Origin of the sequence: Bradyrhizobium sp. Leo170, from assembly GCF_004296405.1 — a bacterium.
Lineage (GTDB): Bacteria > Pseudomonadota > Alphaproteobacteria > Rhizobiales > Xanthobacteraceae > Bradyrhizobium.
Window position 1 is genome coordinate 1 of record NZ_PSRR01000991.1, and the last position, 219, is coordinate 219.

At 61.6% G+C, this 219-nt stretch carries 1 protein-coding gene; it reads right to left on the reverse strand.

Annotated features, from left to right (window positions below; all coding sequences use genetic code 11):
• The coding region (locus tag CWO89_RS47500) for a hypothetical protein (protein ID WP_207234749.1) at positions 1-183 on the reverse strand (183 nt) is incomplete at its 3' end.
• Between the last annotated feature and the right edge of the window lie 36 nt (positions 184-219).

Sequence of the window (219 nt, forward strand, 5' to 3'; positions counted from 1 at the left end):
GCTCGATGATGTGCTCCCATCCAGACGTGTCATCTCGATGTTATCTTCCGAGGGCCGCGCCTCGCGCTCCGGCGCTTGGGTCAATTGCGCTTTGCCGTGAGGCTTGTCGTAGAGCTCCGGCCCGCCTTGTTTGTCAAAGCGCTGCGCTTGACGTGAAGGGCTGTTCGGGGCTGGCGTCTCCACGCTAGACTTCGAGAGCGGCGTCTGGATCTTGGCCTT